The 19183-nt window shown below is 72.8% G+C and carries 14 protein-coding genes; 6 read left to right on the top strand and 8 right to left on the bottom strand.

Annotated elements, in window-relative coordinates; genetic code table 11:
* Positions 1 to 6 precede the first annotated feature (6 nt).
* The 3 genes from GPA10_RS06210 to GPA10_RS06200 form a co-directional block, all read right to left on the bottom strand.
* Positions 7 to 1401, bottom strand: coding sequence for a GH1 family beta-glucosidase (locus GPA10_RS06210; protein WP_425505673.1), 1395 nt, complete (start codon positions 1399 to 1401; stop codon positions 7 to 9).
* Positions 1402 to 1477: 76 nt separating this feature from the next.
* Positions 1478 to 1744, bottom strand: coding sequence for a protealysin inhibitor emfourin (locus GPA10_RS06205; protein ID WP_058845660.1), 267 nt, complete (start codon positions 1742 to 1744; stop codon positions 1478 to 1480).
* A 164-nt stretch (positions 1745 to 1908) separates the two neighbouring features.
* Entirely contained in the window at positions 1909 to 2985 is a 1077-nt protein-coding gene (locus GPA10_RS06200; protein WP_157164552.1) for a M4 family metallopeptidase, read from the bottom strand.
* A 333-nt stretch (positions 2986 to 3318) separates the two neighbouring features.
* On the opposite strand from GPA10_RS06200, the gene leuA reads away from it, so the two are divergent.
* The 6 genes from leuA to GPA10_RS06170 all read left to right on the top strand — a co-directional run bounded on the left by leuA (position 3319) and on the right by GPA10_RS06170 (position 12258).
* Entirely contained in the window at positions 3319 to 5043 is a 1725-nt protein-coding gene (gene leuA, locus GPA10_RS06195) for a 2-isopropylmalate synthase (protein WP_058845658.1), read from the top strand.
* A gap of 304 nt (positions 5044 to 5347) precedes the next feature.
* Positions 5348 to 6049: a TerB family tellurite resistance protein gene (locus GPA10_RS06190; protein ID WP_425505679.1), complete on the top strand. Its 702-nt coding sequence runs from the start codon at positions 5348 to 5350 to the stop codon at positions 6047 to 6049.
* 260 nt (positions 6050 to 6309) lie between these two features.
* A complete protein-coding gene (locus GPA10_RS06185) occupies positions 6310 to 8421 on the top strand; it encodes an MMPL family transporter (RefSeq protein ID WP_157164551.1) in 2112 nt (703 codons plus the stop codon).
* A gap of 71 nt (positions 8422 to 8492) precedes the next feature.
* Positions 8493 to 9827: a sensor histidine kinase gene (locus GPA10_RS06180; protein ID WP_157164550.1), complete on the top strand. Its 1335-nt coding sequence runs from the start codon at positions 8493 to 8495 to the stop codon at positions 9825 to 9827.
* A gap of 86 nt (positions 9828 to 9913) precedes the next feature.
* Positions 9914 to 10624, top strand: coding sequence for a response regulator transcription factor (locus GPA10_RS06175; protein WP_157164549.1), 711 nt, complete (start codon positions 9914 to 9916; stop codon positions 10622 to 10624).
* Between the two features lie 185 nt (positions 10625 to 10809).
* Entirely contained in the window at positions 10810 to 12258 is a 1449-nt protein-coding gene (locus GPA10_RS06170) for a sialidase family protein (RefSeq protein WP_246258797.1), read from the top strand.
* Positions 12259 to 12372: 114 nt separating this feature from the next.
* Here the strand turns inward: GPA10_RS06170 and GPA10_RS06165 are convergent, their stop codons facing one another.
* The 5 genes from GPA10_RS06165 to GPA10_RS06145 form a co-directional block, all read right to left on the bottom strand.
* Positions 12373 to 13359 (bottom strand): dihydrodipicolinate synthase family protein, encoded by a 987-nt coding sequence (locus GPA10_RS06165; RefSeq protein ID WP_058845654.1) that lies wholly within the window; start codon positions 13357 to 13359, stop codon positions 12373 to 12375.
* Entirely contained in the window at positions 13356 to 14420 is a 1065-nt protein-coding gene (locus tag GPA10_RS06160; protein WP_157164671.1) for an oligopeptide/dipeptide ABC transporter ATP-binding protein, read from the bottom strand. Before GPA10_RS06160 ends, GPA10_RS06165 begins: the two co-directional genes overlap by 4 nt.
* Before the next feature lie 55 nt (positions 14421 to 14475).
* Positions 14476 to 16497, bottom strand: coding sequence for a dipeptide/oligopeptide/nickel ABC transporter permease/ATP-binding protein (locus GPA10_RS06155; RefSeq protein ID WP_157164548.1), 2022 nt, complete (start codon positions 16495 to 16497; stop codon positions 14476 to 14478).
* Complete coding sequence (locus tag GPA10_RS06150) at positions 16497 to 17456, bottom strand: ABC transporter permease (RefSeq protein WP_058845652.1); 960 nt, start codon at positions 17454 to 17456, stop codon at positions 16497 to 16499. Before GPA10_RS06150 ends, GPA10_RS06155 begins: the two co-directional genes overlap by 1 nt.
* Before the next feature lie 88 nt (positions 17457 to 17544).
* Positions 17545 to 19173 carry an ABC transporter substrate-binding protein gene (locus GPA10_RS06145; protein ID WP_157164669.1) on the bottom strand — a complete coding sequence of 543 codons (1629 nt, stop codon included), beginning with the start codon at positions 19171 to 19173 and terminating at the stop codon, positions 17545 to 17547.
* Positions 19174 to 19183: the final 10 nt, after the last annotated feature.

Below are 19183 nucleotides of genomic sequence, written 5' to 3'. Positions count from 1 at the left end.
CCGCGCTCAGCCCGCGTCCGCGGGCGGACGCGGGCCCTGTCCCCGCAGCTCCCCCCGCAGCCACCCGTAAGAAGCCTTCGGCGTCCGCTCCTGCGTCGCGTAGTCGACGTGGACGAGCCCGAAGCGCTGCCCGTGCCCCTCGGCCCACTCGAAGTTGTCGAGGAGGGACCAGACGAAGTAGCCGCGTACGTCCACCCCGGCCGCCATCGCCTCGTGCAACGCCCGCAGATGCCCGTCCAGGTAGGCGATGCGGTCCTGGTCGTCGAGGCCTTCGTAGGAGCAGCCGTTCTCGGTGACGACGAGGGGCGGCAGGCGGTCGCCGTAGCGCTCGCGGAAGGTCAGGAGCAGCTCGGTGAGGGCTTCGGGGACGACGGGCCAGCCGAAGGCCGTCAGCGGGCGGCCCTCGATCGGGCGCGGCGAGAAGGGCAGCTCGGGCGGCAGCCAGAGCCCGGAGAACTGGGTGGGGCCGGTGCCGGGGAGCGGGGCGCCCACCTTGGTCGGCTGGTAGAAGTTGATGCCGTACCAGTCGAGCGGCCGGGAGATGGTCTTCAGGTCCGCGTCCAGGTCCGGCACCTCGCCGCCGAGCAGCTCCGTGATCACTTCCGGGTAGCGGCTCGTGATCAGGGGGTCGGAGAACAGGCGGTTCAGGAGCACGTCGTAGAAGTCGGCGGCCTCGCGGTCCTCGGCGGCGTCGGAAGCGGGCCAGGTCGGACCGTGCGAGTTGGCGATGCCGATGTCGCCGGCGCCCGCGGCCCGCAGCGCGCCGACCGCGAGGCCGTGCGCGAGGAGCAGGTGGTGGGCGACCGGCAGCGCGTCGAAGAGGAGTTGCCTGCCGGGGGCGTGGCGGCCGAGCGCGTGCCCGAGCAGGGTGTGCTCGGCGGGTTCGTTGAGGGTGATCCACTTCGGTACGCGGTCGCCGATGCGGTCGGCCACCACGGCCGCGTACTCGGCGAAGCGGTGCGCGGTGTCGCGGACGAGCCAGCCGCCCGCCTCCTCCACGGCGAGCGGCGTGTCCCAGTGGAAGAGGGTCGGCACGGGACGTACGCCCGCCGCGCACAGCTCGTCGACGAGGCGGTCGTAGAAGTCGAGGCCGCGCCCGCTGACCTCGCCGCTGCCCCGGGGCAGTACCCGCGGCCAGGAGACCGAGAAGCGGTACGCGCCCACGCCGAGGTCGCGGATCAGGGCCACGTCCTCGCGGTAGCGGCGCACGTGGTCGCAGGCCACGGCGGCCGTCGTGCCGTCCTTGACGTTGCCGGGCAGGGCCGTGAACGCGTCCCACACCGAGGGGCCGCGTTCGTCGGCGGCGCCCTCGATCTGGTGGGCCGAAGTGGACACCCCCCACAGGAAGTCGTGCGGGAACCGGGGCAGCGGTGCGCGCGTCGTCGCCATGAGCGCGATCATCCGGACCGGCCGGCTCGGAAGTCAACGCCCGTGCGGCGCGCGAGCCCATGGCGCGCGAGCCCGCCGTACGTGAGCGCTACGAGCCCTCCTTGAGGACGCGTGTGATCAACTGCCGCTGGTCGTCGGTCAGCCGGGGGTCCGCGCAGTACACGGTCCGGTCGTCCACGGTGAGCTGGTAGCTGAAGCCGTCGGGGACGCCGACCGGTGGCGTGCCCCGGCTTGCGGCCAGGGCCCGTTCGGCCAGGGCGTGCCACTCGGCGGCGTCGGGGCGCGCGGTGGTGTCCACCTCCGCGTGCCGCTCGATGCCCGCGAAACCTCCGGTGCGCTTCACCTGGATACGCATGGGTCCTGTCTACTCCAGGCTCCGGCACCCCGCCAGGCGGCACCGGAGGGCCCGACGGCTTCCGGCCGGGGCGGGCTGCTTCCGGCCGGGGCGGGCAGCCTCCGGCCGGGCGGGCAGTCCCCTGCCGGGCGGACAGCCTCCTGCCGGGCCGGGTGCCGGGCGGTTCAGGTGGCGGTGGGGACCTTGACCTGCGCCCACGCGTCCACGACGGCCTTCAGCTCGTCGCCGTCGCCGTACTTGGCGCGGGCCGCGGCGACCGTCAGCTTGGCGAAGTCCGTGAAGGAGGCGTCCTGGGCCAGCTCGCCGCCGGTCAGGACGGCGTACCAGATCTGTCCGGCGCGCTCCCAGGCGTGGCCGCCGAGAGCCTGGGCGAGCAGGTAGAAGGCGTGGTTCGGGATGCCGGAGTTGATGTGCACGCCGCCGTTGTCGCGGCCTGTGCGGACGTAGTCGTCCATGGTGGCGGGCTGCGGGTCCTTGCCGAGGACGTCGTCGTCGTACGCGGTGCCCGGCTCCTTCATGGAGCGCAGCGCCTTGCCGGTGACGCGCGGGGCGAGCAGGCCCGCGCCGATCAGCCAGTCGGCGTCGGCGGCGGTCTGGCCGAGCGCGTACTGCTTGATGAGGGAGCCGAACACGTCCGCCATCGACTCGTTCAGGGCGCCGGGCTGGCCGAAGTAGGTGAGGTTCGCCGTGTACTGGACGACGCCGTGGGTCAGTTCGTGGCCGATGACGTCGATGGGAATGGTGAAGTCGAGGAAGATCTCGCCGTCGCCGTCGCCGAACACCATCTGCTCGCCGTTCCAGAAGGCGTTCCCGTACTCGTCGCCGTAGTGGACGGTCGCGTCGAGCGGCAGACCGCCGCCGTCGATGGAGTCGCGCTCGAAGTGCTTGAGGAAGACCTCGAAGGTGGCGCCGAGCCCCGCGTGGGCGCGGTTGACCGTCGCGTCCTTGCCCGGCTTGTCGCCCTCGCTGTGCACCTTGCGGCCGGGCAGGTCCGTCTTGTGCTTGGCGTCGTAGATGGTGCGGTACGGCTTGCCCTCGGCCGCGCCCTTGGGGGCGGCCACGGACGGAGCGCCGAGGACGGTGGTCAGGCGGCGCTGGGTGCGTTCGAAGGCGTCGCGCTGGAGCGTCCGGCGGGCGGCCTTGGCGAGGGCGGGGTCCTGGGACTGGGCCAGCGTGTCCAGGATGACGGGTGGCACGATCGTGCAGAAAACGGGGACGAAACCCGTTGGGTTGGCGGTCATGGCGGCAATGTGGCACTGGGTCATGCCGCTGTCACTAGCTGCCACCATGATTGGTGAAATAGCCGTATACGGACCCCCGTCGTCCTCCGCAGGTGATATGCGGCACCTTTTGTCCGTTAGATTCCATACGCTCCACCGATCCCGGATACTGATACGCACCCGCGCATCGCGCGCGGCTCGGCTAGGCTGCCTCGCATCATGCGTTTCGGGCTGCTTCTCCTTAGCTGCCGCGGCGAGGGTCTGTAGCAGAGGCCGACCCCCTCCCCGCGGAGTTCGGTGCTGTGTCAGACCGTCGGCCGTCCCTCCGGACCCTGTCGAGGAGCCCCGCACACCATGCCGAACTTCCAGCGCCCCAGCTCCATGCCGATCCACAAGTACGGCCCGTACGAGCAGGTGGTCCTGCCCGACCGCACCTGGCCCGACCAGCGCATCACGGTGGCACCCCGCTGGCTGTCCACCGATCTGCGCGACGGCAACCAGGCGCTCATCGACCCGATGTCGCCCGCCCGCAAGCGCGCCATGTTCGACCTGCTGGTCCGCATGGGCTACAAGGAGATCGAGGTCGGCTTCCCCTCATCGGGCCAGACCGACTTCGACTTCGTGCGCTCCATCGTCGAGGACGAGGACGCCATCCCCGACGACGTGACGATCTCCGTCCTCACCCAGGCGCGGGAGGAGCTGATCGAGCGCACCGTGGCCTCCCTGAAGGGCGCCAAGCGCGCGACCGTGCACCTGTACAACGCGACCGCGCCCGTCTGGCGGGAGGTCGTCTTCCGCGGCTCGCGCGAGCAGGTCAAGCAGATCGCCGTCGACGGCACCCGCCTGGTCATGGAGTACGCGGACAAGATCCTCGACCAGGACACCGTCTTCGGCTACCAGTACAGCCCGGAGATCTTCACCGACACCGAGCTGGACTTCGCCCTGGAGGTCTGCGAGGGCGTCATGGACGTCTGGGCGCCCGCCGCCGACCGCGAGATCATCCTCAATCTGCCCGCCACCGTGGAGCGTTCGACGCCGTCCACGCACGCGGACCGCTTCGAGTGGATGTCCCGGAACCTGTCCCGGCGCCAGTACGTCTGCCTGTCCATCCACCCGCACAACGACCGCGGCACCGCCGTCGCCGCCGCCGAGCTGGCCGTGATGGCGGGCGGCGACCGCGTCGAGGGCTGCCTGTTCGGCCAGGGTGAGCGCACCGGCAACGTCGACCTGGTGGCGCTGGGCATGAACCTGTTCAGCCAGGGCGTCGACCCGCAGATCGACTTCTCCGACATCGACGAGATCCGTCGTGTGTACGAGTACTGCACCCAGATGGAGGTCCCCGCGCGCCACCCCTACGCGGGCGACCTGGTCTACACCGCCTTCTCCGGCTCCCACCAGGACGCCATCAAGAAGGGCTTCGACGCGATGGAGTCCCGGGCCGCCGCCGCGGGCAAGTCGGTCGACGACATCGAGTGGGCGGTGCCGTATCTGCCCATCGACCCCAAGGACGTCGGCCGCTCCTACGAGGCCGTGATCCGGGTCAACTCCCAGTCCGGCAAGGGCGGCATCGCCTACGTCCTGAAGAACGACCACAAGCTGGACCTGCCGCGGCGCATGCAGATCGAGTTCTCGAAGATCATCCAGGCGAAGACCGACGCCGAGGGCGGCGAGGTCACGCCCGGCGCGATCTGGAGCGTCTTCCAGGACGAGTACCTGCCGAACCCCGACAACCCCTGGGGCCGCGTCCAGCTGCGCGCCAGCCAGACCACCGCCGACCAGGACGGCGTGGACACGCTGACCGTCGGCGCGGTCGTAGACGGCGAGTCCACCGTCCTGACCGGCAGCGGCAACGGCCCGATCTCGGCGTTCTTCGCGGCCCTCCAGGACATCGGCATCGACGCCCGGCTGCTCGACTACCAGGAGCACACGATGAGCGCGGGTGCCTCCGCGCAGGCCGCCTCGTACATCGAGTGCGTCGTCGACGACAAGGTCCTGTGGGGCGTCGGCATCGACGCGAATACGACACGTGCGTCCCTCAAGGCCGTCGTCTCCGCCGTCAACCGCGCTGCTCGCCGATAACGCCGGACACCCGTTCGACCGGTGGTTTTACGGCCCCGTCCGCCTCCTCGGCGGACGGGGCCGCCGCATGCCAGGAGGGCCGCTCCGGGCCAGCAACCGGCCATCTCCGGTACGGGGTACTGACGCGACATCATCGATGTGGCTAACATCACGCCAACGCGGCAGGGCCGCCGCGGCGTCGTGGAGGTGCGTGGTGCTGCCAGATCGGGGACGGAAAGAACAGGCATCCCGCGTCTTCGGCAGGGTCGCACCAGCCCGCGGCCGGCGCACCGGCCCGGACGGCCGCGGCGGGGCCTTCCCCCGGCTGCTGCACCGCGGCGGGGCCCGCGGACCGCGCGGATCCCTCGGGGGCCGCCTCATCGGCACCCGCACCGCCTGGACCACCGTCTGCGACGGCGAGTTCTTCTGTCCGGGCTGTGGCGGCGACCGCAACTACCAGCGACGCACCGGCCGTCGGCGCTTCGTGTTCCTCGGCGTGCCGCTGCTCGCCCGCGGCGAGGCGGGGCCCGTCGTCGAATGCGCCGCCTGCCAGGACCACTTCGGGCTCGACACACTCGACCACCCCACGACCGTCCGGCTCTCCACGATGCTGCGCGACGCCGTGCACACCGTGGTGATCGCGGTCCTCACCACCGGCGGCACCACCTCGCGCGCCGCCCTGGACGCGGCCGTCGCCACCCTGCACGGCGCGGGCTTCGACGACTGCACCGAGGAGCGCCTGACCGCCCTGGTCGACGCGCTCGCCGCCGACACCTCCAGCACCGACGTCCCGGACTGTGTGCCCGGCCTCGCCATCGAACTCCACGAGGCGCTCGGCCCGCTGACCCCCCACCTCGCGCCCGCGGGGCGCGAGGCGCTGCTCCTCCAGGGCGCGAGGATCGCCCTCGCCGACGGCCCCTACACGCCCGCCGAGCGCGATGTGCTCGCCACCGCGGGCTGCGCCCTGACCATCGACCCCGACGACGTGGCCCGGCTGCTCGTGGCGGCGACGCGCACGCCCTCCTGACACCGGGACGCCCCTCCTGACACCGGGACGCCGTCCACGTCGGTACGCCGTCCTGACACCGGCTACGCCTTCTTGGCGCCGGTACGCCTTCCTGGCGCCCGCCCGGCGCGGTACTGCGCGCGCATACTCCCCCGGGAGTAGTCCGCACCCCGTGCCACCCCGGGAAGTAGGACCCAACTCGACCTCGCGCGCGACGATCCGGCCCTCGCGCGGCGGAAGTCTGGAAACCGTCAGACACCGTCACGGAGGGAGGCCCACCGATGGGGGCCGCATCAACGTCGAAGCGCCGCCGACCACGCGCCGTGCCCTGGGTGCTGCTCGGCCTGTGGGTCGCCGTGCTCGCGCTTGCCGGTCCGTTCGCCGGGAAGCTCGGCGACGTCCAGCGCGACCGGGCCGTGGACTATCTGCCCGCGAACGCCGACTCCACCCAGGTCGCCAAGATCCAGGAGCGGCTGCCCGGCGGCGAGACGACGGAACTGGTCCTCGTCTACCACCGCGACGGCGGACTCACCGCCGCCGACCGGGGCACGGCCGCGGACCAGGTGGCGGCCCTCGACGCCAGGACGAAGCTCGTCGATACGCCGCAGGGCGTGCCGTCGAAGGACGGCTCGACGCTGATGTACCCCGTCGCCAGCACCGGACCCGGCACCGACGAGGAACTGCGGGACACCTTCGTCAACGACGTCCGCGACGTGATCAAGGCCCCGGACGGCGCGGCCGGTGACGGGCTGAGCGTGGAGGTCGGCGGGTCGGGGGCGCTCGCCACCGATGCCAGCGAGGTCTACACGTCCCTGGACGGCCCGCTGCTCTACACCACGGTCGCCGTCGTCGCCGTCCTGCTGATCCTGATCTACCGCAGCCCGCTGCTCTGGCTGGTTCCGCTCGTCGTCGCGGGCGTCGCCAACTTCCTCTCCATGGGGGTCGCCTACGGCCTCAACCAGGCCTTCGGCACCACGGTCAGCGGCCAGAGCTCGGGCATCATGACGATCCTGGTCTTCGGCGCGGGCACCGACTACGCCCTGCTCATCGTCTCCCGCTACCGCGAGGAACTGCGCCGCGTCGAGCGGCCGTACGACGCCATGGTCGCCGCCCTGCGCGGCTGCGGACCCGCCGTGGTCGCCTCCTCCGGGACCGTCGCCGCGGGTCTGTTCTGCCTGCTCGCCGCCGACCTCAACAGCAGCAGGGGGATGGGTCCGCTCGGCGCGGTCGGCGTGCTGTGCGCCCTCGTGGCGATGCTGACGCTGCTGCCCGCGCTGCTCGTGATGCTCGGACGCCGGGTGTTCTGGCCGCTGGTGCCCGCCTTCGGCAGCGAGGCAAAGAAGCGGAAGTCCCTGTTCCAGTCGATGGGTTCGTCCGCCGGACGCAGGCCCCGCACCGTGCTCGCGGCGGGCGCCGTCCTCCTCGCCGCCCTCGCCCTCGGCGCCTTCGCGCTGCCGGGCAACCTCAAGCAGGAGGACTCCTTCACCAGCAAGCCGGACTCCATCGCCGCGATGGAGACCCTCGCCGCCGCCTACCCCGAGCGCGGCACCCAGCCCATCAGCGTCATCGCGCCCACCGACCGGGCCGACAAGGCCCTCGCCGACGCCCGCGCCGTGCCCGGCGTCGACGGCGCGGAACGCGGCCGCAGCTCGGGGCAGTGGACCGAGATCTCCGTCGTCGCCAAGGGCGCGCCGCAGTCGGCGGCCGAGACCGCGACCCTGGAGCGGCTGCGCGACCGCCTCGACCCGCAGGGCGCGTACGTCGGCGGACCGAGCGCCGAACAGCTCGACCTGAAGGACACCAACCGGCGCGACATGCGGGTGGTCGTGCCCATCGTCCTCGCCGCCGTCCTGCTGATCCTCGTGGTCCTGCTGCGCGCCCTCGTCGCCCCGCTCCTGCTGCTCCTCGCGGTCGTCGCGGTGTGGGGCGCCTCGCTGGGCATCGCGGGGCTCGTCTTCGGGCCCGTCTTCGGCTTCGAGGGCACCGACCCGGGCCTCGGCCTGCTGTCCTTCTGCTTCCTGGTCGCCCTCGGCGTCGACTACGGCATCTTCCTGATGCACCGCATGCGCGAGGAGTGCCTCGCCGGGGCGGAGACGGGCCCCGCCGCGCTCACCGCGCTGCGCACCACGGGCGGCGTGATCGCCTCCGCGGGCCTGGTCCTCGCCGCCACGTTCGCCGTCCTCACCAACATGCCGCTGGTCCAGCTCGTCGAACTGGGCTTCGTCATCGCGGTCGGGGTGCTCCTCGACACCTTCCTGGTGCGGACCTACCTGGTGACCTCCGCGAGCCTGGCCCTCGGCAGGAAGGTGTGGTGGCCGGGCCCGCTCTCCAAGGCGCCCGCGCTGCCCCCGGCGCCGGAGGCCGACGCCCCCGAACTGGTCCGCGCGCCCTGAGCGAGACCGCCCGGCACGGTGCCCCTCCCTGTCGGAGGGGCACCGTCGTACCCGAAGATGGGGCTGATCGCATGGACGAGCACCGACGTGCCGGGGCCGCCGGGGCCGCGGCCCGGATGCCCGGCGGGCCGGAAGGGGGAGCCGACGACGTGCCGCAGCCGACGCCCGCGGGCGCCCGCCGCCTCTGGCCGCTCACCGGGGCCGTGCCCGGCACCCGCCGCGCCCTGCGCGACGACGCCCTGCTCGCCGCGCTCGTCACCGCCGTCGCCGTGGTGCTCGGCCTGGTCGCGGGGGACGGCCGGGACCTGGACGCGCTCGGCTGGACGCTGCTACTCGGCGCCCACGTACCGGCCGTGTGGCGCCGCAGCCGCCCGATGCCGGTGCTCCTCGCCACGGTCGCGTTCGTCGCGCCGTACCACGCCGTGGACTACACGCACGTCGCCGCGGTACCCATCGGCATGCTCGCCCTCTACACCGTCGCCGTCACCGGGCGCCCCCGCCGCACGCTCCTGACCGGCGTCGGCGTCGTCGCCCTCACCCTGATCGCCAACGCACACGTCGGCCCCAAACAGGTCGCGGAGGTCCTGCGCATCTCCGGCTGGATCGTCGCCGTGCTGCTCTTCGGCACCTATGTACGGGTCCACCGCCAGTACGTCGCCTCCGCCCTGGAACGCGCCGAGCGGGCCGAACGCACCCGCGAGGAGGAGGCGAGGCGGCGCGTCGCCGAGGAGCGCCTGCGGGTCGCCCGCGACCTGCACGACCTGCTCGCGCACAGCATCACGCTGATCGGCGTGCAGACGTCGGTGGCCGCGCACGTCCTCGCCGCCGACCCCGAGCGCCTGGACCGCACCGCCGTCGCGGGCGCCCTCGACGACATCGCGGACACCTGCCGCAGCGCCCGCGGCGAGCTGCGGGCGACCCTGGAGGTCCTGCGGGCCTCGGGCCCCGAGGACCCGGAGGGGCCCGCCGGGTCCGCGGGCCCCGACGAGTCCCGCGGCCCCCTGCCCGGCCTCGGCGGCATCGGCGACCTGGCCGCCGCGGCCCGCACCGCCGGCGCCGAGGTGGAACTCGCGGTGCACCCCCCGGACCCGGCGGTGCGGCCCGCCGTCGGCGCCGCGGCGTACCGCATCGTGCAGGAGGCACTCACCAACGCCGTACGGCACGGCGGCCCGCACCCGGGTGTGCGGGTGGGGATACGGGAACAGGACGGGGAGCTGCGCGTGACGGTCACCGACGACGGCGGGGACACCGGGGCGACGGCACCCCCGGGGCCCGACGCCCCCGGTTTCGGACTCGTCGGGATGCGGGAGCGGGCGCGCAGCGTCGGCGGCACGCTGGTGGCGGAGCCGCGGCCGGGCCGGGGCTTCGAGGTCCGCGCGGTGCTCCCGTTGGGAGGCGACCGGTGAAGCGGGTGGACCGGAGGGACCAGGGGAACCGCATGGGCCCGAACGGACCGGGGGAACCGCATGGCCGAACGGGCCGGGGGAACTGAATGGACCGGGTGAATCGGGCCGACCGGACGATCCGGGTGCTGCTCGCCGACGACCAGGCGCTGGTACGGGCCGCCTTCGCCATGCTCGTGGAGTCCGCGCCGGACATGGCGGTGGTCGGGCAGGCGGGGACCGGGCGCGAGGCCGTCGACCTGACCCGCGCCGCGCGGGCCGACCTCGTCGTCATGGACGTCCGCATGCCCGACCTCGACGGCATCGAGGCCACCCGCCTCATCGCCGCCGACGAGGACCTCGCGGGCGTGAAGGTCCTGATGCTCACCACGTACGACACGGACGAGCACGTCGTCGAGGCGCTGCGTGCCGGGGCCTCCGGCTTCCTGGTGAAGGACACCAAGCCCGCCGAGCTGCTCGACGCGATCCGCACCGTCGCCGCCGGCGAGTCCCTCCTGTCGCCGGGCCCCACCGCCCGCCTCATCGCCCGCGTGCTGCGCCAGCCGCGCACACCGGAGTCCGAGGCGCCCGTGCCCGGGGGCCTCGGCTGCCTCTCCGAGCGCGAACGCCAGGTCCTCACCCTGGTGGCCCGCGGTCTGAACAACACCGAGGTGGCCGACGCCCTCGGCCTGAGCCCACTCACGTCGAAGACCCACGTCAGCCGCATCATGGGGAAGCTGGGCGCCCGTGACCGCGCCCAGCTGGTGATCCTCGGGTACGAGTCGGGTCTGGTGCGGCCGGGGACGGCGCCGGACGGGTGAGGCCGGGTCCGGCGCGGTGCGGGCCCGGGGAAGCCCTCCTCGACCCCTGTGAACACGCGGCCGTCACTCTCGTGCGTCAACACATCGTCAACTCTGTCGGTACGCAGGGGTATTGTCGTACCACCCGAGGCGCATTAGCTTCACGCCGGACGTCCTACGTCCTACGTCCCGCCGCGAGGAGCCGAATGAGCCGTACGAGCCGTATCCGCCACACGAGCCACACGCTCCACGGCAGACGCCCCCAGGCCCCCGGCTCCCGCCGAGTGCGCCCCCGCCGTACGCACCCCTGCCTGACCGCCTGCGCGGCGGCGCTCGCGGCGGGATTCACCACGCTCACGGCTTTCACCGCCCCGGCGGCGGCGTCGGCCCCGCCGGCACCCCCGGCCCCCACCGCCCCCGCGGCACCCCCGGCACCCACCGCCCCCGCGGCGCCCACGGCCCCGGCAGCCCTGCCCGCGCCCGCGCCCCTGCCCGCGCCCCTGCCCTCTCCCGCGCCCCTGCCCGCCCCGGCGGCCCCGCCCGCAGGGGGCGCCGACCTCCCCGCCTGCTCCCGCTCCGTCCCGTACACCGCCCGCACCCACGGCTACGACACCTTCCGCATCCCCGCCGTCGTCCGCTCCGGCCGGGGCACGCTGCTCGCCTTCGCCGAGGGGCGCCGTTCCAGCGCCTCCGACACCGGCAGCATCGACGTCGTGCTGCGGCGCTCCACCGACGGCGGCTGCACCTGGGGGCCGCTCACCGTGGTCGCCGCGGGGCGGGGCGACACCCGCGGCAACCCCGCGCCCGTCGTCGACCCCCGTACGGGACAGATCGTGCTCGTCACGTCGTACAACAGCGGCGCCGTCACCGAGGGCCAGATCATGCGGGGCGAGGTCACCGCCGCCCAGGGCCGCCGGGTCTTCGTGCAGCGCAGCGGGGACGACGGGCGGTCGTTCTCGGTGCCGCGCGAGATCACCGCCGACGTGAAGCGGCCCCGGTGGCGGTGGTACGCGACGGGCCCCGGGCACGCCGTCGCGCTCACCCGGGGACGGCACGCGGGGCGGCTCGTCGTGCCCGCCAACCACTCGGCCGCGCCCGCCGCGGGCTCGACCGACAACGGGCAGGAGCCCAAGTACTACGGCGGGCACGTCCTCTACAGCGACGACCACGGGCACACCTGGCACATCGGGTTCGTGGACGACACCTACGACGGGGTGCACAACGCCAACGAGTCCAGCGCGGCGCAGCTTCCGGACGGGCGCCTCTACGTCAACGCGCGCGACCAGCACGGTGTCGCCGTCGGCAACCGGCTCGACAGCCACTCCAGTGACGGCGGCCGCACCCTCGACCGGCCGTTCGCCGTCCAGCCGACCCTCGACGACGTGCCCGTCGTGGCCGCCGGCGTGCTCCAGCAGAGTGGGCCGCGCGGCGCCCTGCTCTTCTCCGGCCCCTCCGTCCCCACCGCCCGGCAGGCCATGTCCCTGTGGCGCAGCCGCGACGGCGGGGTGAGCTTCAGCCGGGCGGTGACCCTGTCCCAGGACCGCGCCGGGTACTCGGACCTGGTGGAGGCGGGGGCGGGTCTTGTGGGGGTTCTCTACGAGACGGGGGCGGCGGGGACGTATGAGCGGATCGAGTGGCGCAAGGTGGCGGTGTAGGCCTGCGCGGGGCGCCCCGGACCCCGCACGTATGCAGCCCGTCCGGCGTGTGAGGACGAGGCGCGGAGCGCCGGTACGGGGTCTGGGGCGGAGCCCCAGGACCGGTGCGACGGCCTACAGCAACCCCGCCGCCGCCAGGAACTTCCCCACCCGCTCCGTCTCCTCCGCGGACAGCGGAACCTGCGGGGCCGCCGTGCGGGGACAGTCGATGATGCCGCGCAGATGCAGGGCGGCCTTGAACGCGCCGAGGCCGGAGGAGCTGGCGCCCATGCGCAGGGGGTCGCCGACGCCCGTCATGCCGAACAGGGCGCACAACCGTTCCTGCTCCGCGCGGGCCCGCTCCGGGTCCCCGTCCCGGGCGTACCGGAAGAGCCGGACGTACCCGTGCGGATCGACGTTGCCGAGGCCGGGCACGACGCCGTCGGCGCCCATGGCGAGGGCGGAGTCGACGGTGAGTTCGGAGCCGGTGAGCACGGCGAAGCCGGGCGTGTCGGTGCGGGCGCGGGCGCCGAGGACCACCCGGCGCAGGCCTCCGTCGTCGCCGCTGGAGTCCTTGAGTCCGGCGAGGACACCGTCGGCGGCGAGTTCGAGGACGAGGTCGGCGTCGAGCTTGGAGTGCACTGAGACCGGCAGGTCGTAGGCGAAGACGGGCAGCTGACCGCGGTCGGCGACGAGGCGGTAGTGGCGGGCGATCTCGGCGGGGTGGGTGCGGGTGTAGAACGGCGCGGTCACCACGACGCCGTCGGCACCGGCGTCGGCGGCGGTCCGTACGTGGTCGAGGACGCGCAGGCTTGCCATGTCGATGGCACCGGCGAGGACGGGCAGCTGTCCGCCCACGTGCCGGACGACGGTCGTGAGCACGGTCTCGCGGTGCCGGTCGGGCAGATACGCGGCCTCCGACGACGAGCCGAGCACGAAGAGGGCGTCGACGCCGGCGCCGACCAGATGGTCGACGAGGCGTTCGAGTGACGCCACGTCCACTTCGTCGTCCGGGGTCAGGGGGGTGCACACGGGCGGGACGACACCGGTCAACGGGGTCGGCAGGCCGGGCGCGGAGCGCGGTGTCGAAGGGGTGGTGGCGGGAGACGGGTGGGCGGTCATGGAGTCTCCTTGGACGTGGCCTCGGACGTGGCCGTGGCCGTGGCGGTGGCCGTGGCGGCGGCCGTCGCTGCGGACGACTGGCTGACGAGGTCCTGGGTGGACTCGCCGGCCAGTACGGGGTGGTGGCACCGGTAGCGGTGTGCGGGGCCCGCCTCCTCGACGTCCGGCATGGCCGTCGCGCACACCTCGTCCGCCTTCCAGCACCGGGTGCGGAACGGGCAGCCGCTGGGCGGCCTCGTGGCCGACGGCACCGGGCCGACCAGCGGAATCGGGTCGATGGGGGCGAGCAGCCCGGGGGTCGCGGAGAACAGCGCCCGGGTGTAGGGATGCCGGGCCTCGCCGAGGACGTGTGCGGCGGGGGACTCCTCCACGATGCGGCCCAGGTACATGGTGATCACCCGGTCGCTCATCCTGCGTACCGTCTGGATGTCGTGCGAGACGAAGACCAGGGAGAGGTTGAGGCGCTCCTTCAGGTCGAGGAGGAGGTTGAGGATCTGGGCGCGGACGGAGACGTCCAGGGCGCTGGTCGGCTCGTCGGCCACCACGAGGTCGGGCTCCAGGGCGAGGGCGCGGGCGATCGCGACGCGCTGGCGCTGGCCGCCGGAGAGCTGTCCGGGCAGCGCGTCGGCGAGCACCGGGGGCAGCCCGACCAGGCTCATCAGCTCCCGTACCCGGGTGGTGCGCTGTTCGGGGGTGCCGCGGCGGTGCACGTCGAGGGGGTCGCGCAGGATCTGCCGCACGGGCAGCCGGCGGTTGAGGGCCGTCGAGGGGTCCTGGAAGATCATCGCCGTGCCGGTGCCGATCGCGGCGCGGCGCTCGGCGGCGCCCATCTCCCACAGGTTCCTGCCGCGCAGCGAGACGGTGCCCGCCGTCGGCCGCTGGATGCCGAGGAGGACCTTGGCGAGGGTCGACTTGCCGCAGCCGGACTCGCCGACGACGCCGACGGTCTCCCCGGCGGCGATGGTCAGGTCGGCGCCGGTGAGGGCGTACACCCGGTCGCGGGAGAACAGGCCGCCGGTGCGGGTCTTGTGGACGACGTGCGCGTCGCGCACCGCGACCAGGGCCGTCGCGTCGTCGTCCGGGGCCGGGTCCGGCTGGTCGCCGGGGGGCACGGTCTCAGCCACGGTCACGGACCGCCTCGCTTCCTCGGAGCGGCTGCTCCGCGCTCTCGGCCGCCTCCGCCGTCCCCGCCGCGAGTGCCGGATGGTGACACGCCGTCCGGTGCGCGGGCTCCCCGAGCAGCTCGGGTGCCGTGGTGCGGCACAGGCCGTCCGCCAGCGGGCACCGGTCGGCGAACCGGCATCCGACCGGGAAGTCCGCCGGTGAGGGGACGACGCCCTTGATCTGGGTGAGGCGTTCGGCGGCGGACTCCAGGGACAGGACGGAGCCGAGCAGGCCGCGCGTGTAGTGGTGGGTGGGGGCCTCGACCAGGTCGGCGGTCACGCCGGTCTCCACGATCTGCCCGCCGTACATCACGGCGACGCGGTCGGTGACGTCGGCGACCAGGGCCAGGTCGTGCGAGACCAGGACGAGCGCGAAGCCCAGCTCGGCGCGGAGCCGCAGCAGGAGCTGGATGACCTGGGCCTGCACGGTCACGTCGAGCGCGGTGGTCGGCTCGTCGGCGACGATCAGCTTGGGGTCGCGGGACAGGGCCATGGCGATCAGGACGCGCTGGCGCTGGCCGCCGGACAGCTCGTGCGGATAGCTGCGCAGGGTGCGGTCGGGGTCGAGGCCGACGAGGGAGAGCAGCTCGGCGGGGCTGCGCCGGCCGCCGCGGCGCACGACCTGCTTGAGCTGGGCGCGGACCGTCATCGCCGGGTTCAGGGACGACAGGGCGTCCTGGTAGATCATCGCCATGTCGTGGCCGAGCAGCTTGCGCCTGGCCCGCATGGGCAGGCCGAGCAGTTCCCGCCCGTCGAAGGTGACCTGTCCGCGGACGCGGGCGCCCTTGGGCGCGAGGCCCATCACGGTCAGCGCCGTCAGGGACTTGCCGCAGCCGGACTCGCCGACGAGGCCGAGCACCTCGCCGGGCCGGATCTCGAAGCTGATGCCGTCGACGATGTCCACGCCCGCGTGCCGTTCGTCGAAGCCGATCGCCAGGTCGCGCACGGCGAGCACGGGCGGTCCCGCGGGCAGTGGCCGGGCGCGGGTGCGCAGGCGTGCCGCCGCCTCGGTGAGGCCCGGCAGCGCGAGGACCCGGCCGCTGCCCGGCTCCGGCGCCTCCACCGGGTCGTCGCCGCGGGCGGCGCCGGTGACGTCGCGCCCGGACGGTGCGGCCCAGGCGTCCGAGACGCCCTCGGAGAGGACGTTCAGGGCGAGGACGGTGAAGAGCATGAGCAGACCGGGGAAGACGGTCGCCCACCAGCCGCCGATCAGGACCAGGTTCTTGCCGTCGGCGATGACGCTGCCCCAGGAGGGGTCCGGCGGCCGGACGCCCGCGCCGATGAACGACAGGGACGCCTCGAAGACGATCGCCTCGGCCACCTGGACGGTGCAGAAGACGAGGATCGGGGCGGCGCAGTTGACGGCGACGTGCTTGATGACGATGTGCGGGGTGCGGGCGCCGATGACGCGTTCGGCGACGACGTAGTCCTCGCCGTACTGGTCGAGCACGTTGGCGCGTACGACCCGGGCGATCGGCGGGGTGAACAGGAAGGCGATCGCGCAGATCAGGACGGTGATGCCACCGCCGAAGACGGCGACGAGCACGGCCGCGAGGGCGATGCCGGGAAACGCCATGACGACGTCGAGGACCCGCATCAGGGTCTCGTCGACGGCCTTGCGGGAGGTCGCGGCGACCGCGCCGATCACCGCGCCGACGAGCAGCGCGAGCAGCGTCGCGCCGAGGCCGATGGCGAGGGACCAGCGCGCCCCGTACATCAGCCGGCTGAGGATGTCCCGGCCGAGGCTGTCCTGGCCCATCCAGTGCTCGGCGGAGGGGTGGCCGGTGCCGTCGACCAGGGTCTGCTGGTCGAGCGGGTCGTGCGGGGCGAGCAGCGGGGCGAACACGGCGACGAGGACGACGACGGCGACGACGCCGAGCGCGATACGGGACAGGACCGGGAGCTTCTTCAGGGAGCGCAGCCGGATGCCGGGCAGGGACAGCCGCTCGGTGAGCTTCTTGCGCGACTGGAGCATCAGGAGGTTCCCCTCAATCGCGGGTTCACCAGCAGGTAGAGGATGTCGATCACCAGGTTCACCACGACGAAGCCGACGGCCGTGGTGATGACGACGCCCTGGACGACGGCCGGGTCGCCGTTCTTCACGGCGTCGATCATGAGCTTGCCCATGCCGGGCAGCGAGAAGATCGTCTCGATGACGACGGCGCCGCCGAGCAGATAGCCGACGCGCAGACCGAGCACGGTCAGCGGGTTGATGAGGGCGTTGCGCAGCACGTTGCGGCCGACGACCACCACCGGGGGCAGGCCGCTGCCGATGGCCGTGCGGACGTAGTCCTTGTCGAGTTCCTCGACCACGGCCGTGCGGACGATGCGGGTCATCTGGGCGGCGACGGGCAGGGACAGGGCGAGCGCGGGCAGCGTCATCGTCTTCAGCCAGCCCGTGAACGAGTCGCTGGGGTTGACGTAGCCGCCCGTCGGGAACCAGCCGAGGTCCACCGCCAGGTACTGGATCATCAGCAGGGCCAGCCAGAAGCCGGGCGCCGCGACGCCGGTCAGGGAGACGACCCGGATGATCTGGTCGGGCAGCCGGTCCCGGTAGATCGCGGCGAGCACGCCGAGCGGCAGCGACAGGAGGACCGCGATGCCGAGGCCCATGAAGGTCAGCTGCATCGTCAGGGGCAGCGCGGTGGTGATCTGGTCGATCACCGGGGACCGGGTGAGCACGCTGATGCCCATGTCCCCGCCGACCAGATCGCCCACGAAGTGGACGTAGCGCACCGGCAGCGGGTCGAGCAGGCCGTTGTCCTCGCGGAACTGGTGCAGCTGCTCCTGGGTGGGGTTCGCGCCCTGGTAGAACGCCGACGCCGGGTCGATGTCGGAGAACCGCATCACGAGGAACACGAAGAGCACGATGCCGAGCAGCAGGGGCACGAGCAGGGCGATACGGCGGGCGAGGATGCGCAGGATCGCGGTCACTGCTCGGCGCTCCTAGGGTCGCTCATGGCGTACGGGGTCCTCGGCTCTCTCACGGCGTACGGGGTCCTCATGCCGGTCGGGCCCACTCTCAGGCCCACTTCGCCTGGATCAGGTTGATGCCGGGGTAGGGCTGCGCGCGGACGCCGGTGAGCTGCTTGGCGTCCCACGCCGTCATCAGCTCGTTGTGCACCACGGGATACAGCACGGCCTCCTCGGCGACGATGTCGATGTAGTCCTGCACCATCGTCTTCTTCTTCGCCGCGTCCGGCTCGCGTGTCGCCCGGTCCATGAGCCGGAACAACTCCTTGGCGCGGGCGTTCTTCGCCCAGCGGGCGTAACCCATCCACAGGTTGTCGGGCCCGTAGTTGTAATGCATGATCAGGTCGGCCTCGACGCCGAACTGGTTGGGGTTCGACGCGGCGGCCACCACCTGGTAGTCCTTCTTCTGGTCCATCTTGGTGAACAGGGCCGTGGTCTCCTGCGGGTCGAGCGTGGTCGCCACGCCGATCGCGTCCCAGGACGCCTTGATGGTGGGCAGGCAGTCGACGATCCAGCTGACGTTGACCGCCATGATGTTGATCTTGAGGTCCTCGACCCCGGCCGCCTTGAGCAGCGCCTTGGCCTTCTTGGGGTCGTAGTCGTAGACGGTCTTCGCCGGGCGGTAGGTGGGGTTCCCCTCGTTCAGGAACGAGGAGGCGCCCTTGCCGTGCCCCTTCAGAGCGACCTCGATCATCTTCTCCCGGTCGATGGCGTAGTGCAGCGCCTGCCGCACCCGTACGTCGTCGAACGGCTTGTGCGCGGTGTTGAACATCAGGAAGAGGTTGTTCATCCCGGCCCCGCCCTCGACCGTCATGCCGCCCTGCTTCAGCCGGTCGATGTTGGCGTACGGGATGTTGTCGGAGATCTCCGCGTCCGCGCTCGCGCCGGAGATCTTCGCGACGCGCGGGGCGGCGTCGACGATCGTCAGCCAGTTCATCTTCTTGAAGGCGGCCGGACGCGGACCGTTGTAGTCGGCGAAGGACTCGAAGGTGGTGTTCGACTTCGGCTGGTGCGCCGACTGGCGGTAGGGGCCCGAGCCGATCGCCTTGCCCTTGGTGGCGTCGTCCCACGCGCCCGGCTCGGAGTAGACGTGCTTCGGCATGATCTTGGCGAGCGTGAGCCGGGCGGCACCGTCGGGGAAGGGGAACTTGAGGATCAGCTCGACGCCCCGCGCGTCGACCTTCCTGACCTCCTTCAGCCAGCTCGCGAAGAAGCCCTTGGCGAGGGTCTGGGTGTCCGGGTCGAGGATCCGTTCGAACACGAACACGACGTCGTCCGCCGTGACCGGCTTGCCGTCGTGCCACTTCGCGCCCGCGCGCAGCTCGAACTTCCAGGTCGTCGCCTTCAGGTCGGCGGGCAGCGCGGTGGCGAGCTGCGGATAGGGGTCGCGGGAGATCGGGTCCGTGCCGAGCAGCGCCTCGTAGATGTGCTCGTTGCCCGCCATCGCGAACGCCGACGCCGTCTGGGTCGGATCCCAACTGCCGTCGTTGCCGTAACCGATGACGGCCGTCAGGGTGCCGCCGGACTTGCCGCCGCCACCGGTCTCGTTCGTGGACTCCGGTCCCGAGCAGGCCGCGAGCGTGCCGGTGAGTCCCGCGGCCGCGCCGAGGGCGCCGGTGTACTTCAGGAAGGACCGCCGGTCGGGGCCGGGCCCGCCGTCGCGCGTCACGGGGATCAGGTGGCTCACA

This window comes from Streptomyces typhae, assembly GCF_009755605.1.
Classification (GTDB): Bacteria; Actinomycetota; Actinomycetes; order Streptomycetales; family Streptomycetaceae; genus Streptomyces; species Streptomyces typhae.
This window is presented reverse-complemented; position numbering and strand designations above follow the sequence as displayed.

Bases quoted from the DNA above. Each gene is read 5' to 3' on its own strand.
- GPA10_RS06210 (WP_425505673.1), bottom strand. From the start codon at position 1,401: ATGATCGCGCTCATGGCGACGACGCGCGCACCGCTGCCCCGGTTCCCG.
- GPA10_RS06170 (WP_246258797.1), top strand. From the start codon at position 10,810: ATGAGCCGTACGAGCCGTATCCGCCACACGAGCCACACGCTCCACGGC.
- leuA (WP_058845658.1), top strand. From the start codon at position 3,319: ATGCCGAACTTCCAGCGCCCCAGCTCCATGCCGATCCACAAGTACGGC.
- GPA10_RS06165 (WP_058845654.1), bottom strand. From the start codon at position 13,359: ATGACCGCCCACCCGTCTCCCGCCACCACCCCTTCGACACCGCGCTCC.
- GPA10_RS06185 (WP_157164551.1), top strand. From the start codon at position 6,310: ATGGGGGCCGCATCAACGTCGAAGCGCCGCCGACCACGCGCCGTGCCC.
- GPA10_RS06200 (WP_157164552.1), bottom strand. From the start codon at position 2,985: ATGACCGCCAACCCAACGGGTTTCGTCCCCGTTTTCTGCACGATCGTG.
- GPA10_RS06180 (WP_157164550.1), top strand. From the start codon at position 8,493: ATGGACGAGCACCGACGTGCCGGGGCCGCCGGGGCCGCGGCCCGGATG.
- GPA10_RS06155 (WP_157164548.1), bottom strand. From the start codon at position 16,497: ATGCTCCAGTCGCGCAAGAAGCTCACCGAGCGGCTGTCCCTGCCCGGC.
- GPA10_RS06205 (WP_058845660.1), bottom strand. From the start codon at position 1,744: ATGCGTATCCAGGTGAAGCGCACCGGAGGTTTCGCGGGCATCGAGCGG.
- GPA10_RS06175 (WP_157164549.1), top strand. From the start codon at position 9,914: ATGGACCGGGTGAATCGGGCCGACCGGACGATCCGGGTGCTGCTCGCC.